Origin of the sequence: Bartonella sp. CM86QHHN, from assembly GCF_042194695.1 — a bacterium.
In the GTDB taxonomy this organism is placed as follows: Bacteria; Pseudomonadota; Alphaproteobacteria; order Rhizobiales; family Rhizobiaceae; genus Bartonella.
The window spans coordinates 1-4300 of sequence record NZ_JBHIND010000018.1; the positions used below are offsets into that span (position 1 = coordinate 1).

Genomic DNA, 4300 nt, shown 5'->3' on the forward strand with positions numbered 1-4300 from the left:
AGATGTTCTGATATTGGCTAAGAGTGCGTTTTGTTTAGCCATATCGGTTAATCCACTGTAGAAGAGAGCATTTGGCATGACCAAATAGCTTGCTGTTTGTGGTACAAGGGCAACGGTAGGGATATTTGTTTCAGGATCAGGATTTGAACCAGAATTGGAGTCAAGCAGTTCGGGTTGTAAACGGAAATCCCAGAAATTTTCATTCTTTTCATCAAAGAGGTTTTGCGCAATATCGGCTTTGCCTTGGCTTGAGTCTGGTCCATAGGCACGTAGTGTATACATATCTGGTAAACCATTTCTTGTGGTATAGCCATTTACGAGTTTGAAAGAGTTTTCAGTTGCTTTTCCAGAAACTTGAATGAGTGAAAGCCCCCGTACATTAGGAGCAGCAGAGATATTTGCTTGACTACTGTTCTTTTCTACGCGTCCTGAAACATAAACTGATGTGTTGCCAGCGACATCCCCATGGATCAAAAGCCTATCGGTTTTTTGATCGGCGATGGGTGCTCCATCACTCCATTGTGCGTTGAAGTAAATCTTTGCATCACCCGTTGCATTGTAGACTTCTTGCGTGTCTGGTTTACCAGAACCTATATACAAAGTTTGGTAATGCTCTTCTGTTGGCTTGCTAAACATAATGGAGCTGTTATCGAGATTAAGCGTAGAAATATCGGAACGAGATCTTTGAGCAATATCAAGTAGTTTTCCATCAGCATCTTTTTCATTGTTACTGATCTTCAACGTCCATTTTGTGTTGTTTTTCAGATCAAAGCGTGTTTGCCCATTTTCGTCATTTCTTACACCGCCTTGTAAGACAGAATGATCTGCAGTTAAAGTAAACATTTCAACAGGTTTTGTCTTCTGCTTTATGTTTTTGAATAACGTATCTGCAAGGATTTTTGAATTTTTGAGATTAATTTTCCCCATTGATTCATCGGTATTTATTCCAATACCATTTTCAACGATCAGATCTGTATTGGTCAAATTAACTTCACTGTTTTGCCAATCTTGTGGATTACTATTACTTAGGCCATTTAACTTATTTTTAGACAAATCTGCAAAATTCACCCCAGCAACCCCTGCTGTTGCAGAAGTATTTGCGAGATCAATATGTCCATTTCTGTTTATCTTTAGTGCAATTATTGTTGCATCTATTTTGTTTTCAGCGCCATTGACCATCTTAATCGTGCTATTGGATGCGACAAGTCCAAAATCAACTTTTTCAATCGTTGTTTTTCCGTTTAATTCAATGACGCTATTTGCAGCAGCATTTACACCCATGCTGGGCAGTTCGATTCCCTCAATATTTGTTCTTTTCCCTTTTATCGTTAATTCTTCGCTTGTGATTTTGCCTCCATCCGTTACATAAAGACCAAAGAGAGTCTTCGTAATCGTTGTTTTTCCTTTTAATTCAATGACGCTGTTTGGGCCCTCAGCTGATGCGCCTGTAACTGAACTTTCGCCATTTTCTGTGAGTGCAACATCTTTAACATTAATATATCCACCCAAAGTTGCATATAATGAATTATTACTCCCAGTAACAGTTCCTCCTGTCATGAAAATTTTTGATTGCTCACCAATGGCACTCAGCGCATTATGCTCAGATGAAATGATTTTCGCACCATTGTTTAAAGTAATGCTACTGCCGTTTTGAGCAATTATTGCTTCTCCTTTTGCCTCAAAAGATCCGCCGGTGATTGTTATTTGAGATTTGTTATCTGCTAAGATGCTGTTTTTTGCTTTCGTGACGGTTACATTATTTAAAGTGACAATACTTCCTTTGTCAGCACTTATTCCTTTATCCATAAGAAAGTCATCATTTCCGCTTGATATTTTTACATCTTTCAGCGTGTTTTCTTTGCTGGTGGTGTTAAGAAATGATGCACCTACTGCTTTGTCTCCTGTGACCTCAATCGATCCTCCGGTCATCTTGATTGTCGCATTATCACTTTCGGCTTTAACACCGATCGAAGCATTTTTAATTGTTGTGTTACCATTCAATTCAATAGTGCTGGAACCTCTTGCAAATGCACCGAATTTTGTTCCTTTACCATTTGCTGTGAGCACAACATCTTTAACATTAATATATCCACCAGCTTTTGTATATAATACACTATTGCTACCGGTAACAGTTCCCCCTGTCATAAAAATTTTTGATTGCTCACCAATGGCATTGAGCCCATCACCGTTAAGTGATGTGATTTTTGCCTTATTGTTTAAAGTAATGATACTACCGTTTCGAGCATTGATTGCTGTTTCGTTTGCCTCAAAAGATCCATCGATAACTGTTACTTGAGTTTGGTTATCTGCAAAGATGCTGTTTTTTGCTTTTTTAACAGTTATATTTTTCAAAGTGAGTTTACTTTTTTTTTCAGCTTTTATTGCGTTATAGGGTTCGCTGTTTTCACTTGTTATTGTGACATTTTCCATATTTCCGTTACCAGCATTTAGCTGAATAGCGGTTTTATCAACATTGATAGAACCTCCTGTCATTTTGAATGTAGCGTTATCCGATATATTAACGCCGTATTCATAGGAAGATTTAGTTCCAAGTGGAGCACCAATGATGGTATTGTCCGATAATTCAATCAAACTATCGGATCCTTTAACGGTGACAACGGTTGTAACAGATGGTGGTGTTGGGGAGGTACTCCCCAGCTTTAAATTCTTGCCGATGATTTTTCTACCCGTTTCTGCCCAAATATTCTCGTAGCTTTCTTTAGAGACTTCCATTTTATTTCCATCAGAAACTTTAAGTTCTTTAAGTTCTTCCGCTTGTGTGTTGTGGTAGGTCCCAAATAATAGAATTGCTGCAGTTGCTGTATACGATAAAAGAGATTTTTTAGACATTTATGTTCTCCTCACTTAAAACTAAGCTACAAATATTTTTTCTGTTTGCCATATCTCCACTTGTTATAAGAAGAACAAACAATATAAGAAAATAAATAATGGTCTATAAAAATATTCTTCTTGATCACTATTTTATAATTTACTTATAGTTTTATAATTTACTTATAGTCAAATTAAAAAATATAATAATTAATGTATATATTTATATTTAAGTCATATTATATTTATAGTTTTAGTTATTACGTATTAAATATATAATTAAAAATATTAAAATGATATTTAAAGACAATATTATAAGCAAATGATCGTTGTTTGTTTGTACTTTTTAATGGTATCACAGTACTGTCATATATTTTGATGCATTAAGGAGAATAAAGGGGGGGCAGCATCGTTGGGAACAGCCGTCAGCAAAAATTAAAAAATTTTACTTAATTTTAGATCTGAGGTGTTTTATATTGGATGTAATGTGTTTTATAAATATGCTAAAGAGTACTGATTGATGCTTTTATAAATCTTAGTTTCTTCTTGAGTATTTTGATAAAGTGGTTGATGTCTTTGTTTTTTGGGTGTATTTAATTAAATTATCTGCGTAAAGAAATATTTTGCAGTATTTTTCCTATGTAAAGAGGAAAATAATATTAGCTTGTGCTTTTTATCTACTTACGACAGTAAAATTTTACATTTTCTTTTTGCTTTGAGAAAAAGGGGAAGGGGATTTTATGAAGCAAGCGCGATTTATCAATAAACATATATGATTTATCAATAAATACATATAAGGTGTTTTTTCTGAAAGTTTTACTTTCACTTGGAGATGAAGCGCTTTGCGACATTTTTGTTTATGAGAGATAAATGCCATTCAATATCTAAGACAGCGTAAGGGGTAGATTTCTCAAAATCACTGAATTTATTCTCACCCTTAAGCATAACCACCGGCTTTAGTGCATATTTTCATTCTTTTGTACAAAGACTGCTACACGCATTTCACGCTCCCCAATTCCAGCAAATTGGCAAGACCTTCCCAGCTGTCTTTTCAGGATTATAACGAAAGCACTTTTTTGCCTGTGTACGAGCAACTACTTCAATCTGGTATGCATCAAAAACAATACCTAGCCTTGTCAATCAATAAATCTTGATGGAGATGATCTTGGGAGGATAAAGAACAAAAGCTATTCGAGCGATCTTTTTATGAAAGGGTGTCAAGAATAAAAAAGGCAGCATATTGTGCTGCCCTTTTTATTAAATTGAATAGAATGAATAGGCTATTTTTACAGCCTTGATTTAAAACTGATAGCGTATGCCGCCTGAGAAATTTGCTCCAGATATACCAGTTTTCTGAAGCTTTTGTTGATAGCTGACATCACCATGAAGCGAGAAATTGTGAGACAGTTGCGCATTGATGCCAACGCCGCCTTCAATTGCAGGTCCCATAGGATCAAGGTCAAAATCTCTG

Annotated in this window: 2 protein-coding genes; both read right to left on the bottom strand. The window is 35.6% G+C overall.

All coding sequences use genetic code 11. From position 1 onward, the window contains the following. A partial coding sequence (locus ACFIKX_RS01725) for an autotransporter outer membrane beta-barrel domain-containing protein (RefSeq protein ID WP_375646163.1) occupies positions 1-2850 on the bottom strand: 2850 nt, incomplete at its 3' end. Positions 2851-4128: 1278 nt separating this feature from the next. Further along, on the bottom strand, positions 4129-4300 hold a 172-nt coding region (locus ACFIKX_RS01730; RefSeq protein WP_375627977.1), incomplete at its 5' end, for an autotransporter outer membrane beta-barrel domain-containing protein.